Consider the following 424-nt stretch of genomic DNA (forward strand, 5'->3'; position numbering starts at 1 on the left):
GGTTTATTAGCATCAACACTATCCGTTCAGTCTGTTCAAGCAGATACCAATAAAAGTGAAAGTGTTTCAAAAAAACTAATAGACCAGCATATGGACAAGCCTCTTCAAAAAAAGAATCTAAATCAACGTGTACTTAATGATTTAAAAAGCGATGCAACTCATTCCTTAGAAAAAGCTCCTTCTCTTTCTTCATCTCAGAATTCAAAACAAATGAACAGCTCCTCTGCAAACGATGATCCACTGTTTGAAAAAGAGCCAAATAATGATTTTAACAAAGCTAATAGTTTGCCAAATGAAAAAACAATCATCGGACAAATGCTTCCTATGTATGACGTTGATTTTTATAAAGTGAATGTCCCTGCTAAAGGCGCACTGCTTGTAGCTGGGACGACCAATTCTCCAGCAATTGACCTTGCCTTTACAG

At 36.3% G+C, this 424-nt stretch carries 1 protein-coding gene; it reads left to right on the top strand.

What is annotated here, in order from left to right:
- On the top strand, nt 1–424 hold a 424-nt coding region (locus AC1DWA_RS33530; RefSeq protein WP_477917828.1), incomplete at both ends, for a hypothetical protein.

The sequence above is a fragment of the Rhodococcus sp. P4_F3_2 genome, from assembly GCF_056401335.1.